1 protein-coding gene is annotated in these 346 nt (G+C 45.4%); it reads right to left on the reverse strand.

What is annotated here, in order from left to right; genetic code table 11:
• The coding region (locus JTI85_RS21610; RefSeq protein ID WP_255574888.1) for a Dam family site-specific DNA-(adenine-N6)-methyltransferase at positions 1-346 on the reverse strand (346 nt) is incomplete at both ends.

A 346-nucleotide genomic window follows, 5' to 3' on the forward strand; every position in this document is an offset into this window, starting at 1 on the left:
TCAGAGACGTATCGCTGTTGGACACGATAACCGTATGGCCTTCTGATGACCGGCGTTCAAGAATAGACGCCAGATGGTACTGATCATCCTCTGTAAAACCAGCGGTGTGATATCCGTTAAACGTGCCGTCATATGGCGGATCACAATAAACCACATCACCCGTCTGCAGCAGTGCCAGCGTTTCGTCATAACTGGCGCAGATAAACGTCGCGCGTTTTGCTTTTTCTGCAAATGCACGTATTTCGTTTTCAGGGAAGTACGGTTTTTTATAATTACCGTAAGGAACATTAAAATAACCGTTCAAGTTATAGCGACACAGTCCGCGATAACCATGGCGATTTAAATA

Source organism: Citrobacter sp. Colony219, assembly GCF_019382635.1.
Classification (GTDB): Bacteria; Pseudomonadota; Gammaproteobacteria; order Enterobacterales; family Enterobacteriaceae; genus Citrobacter; species Citrobacter youngae.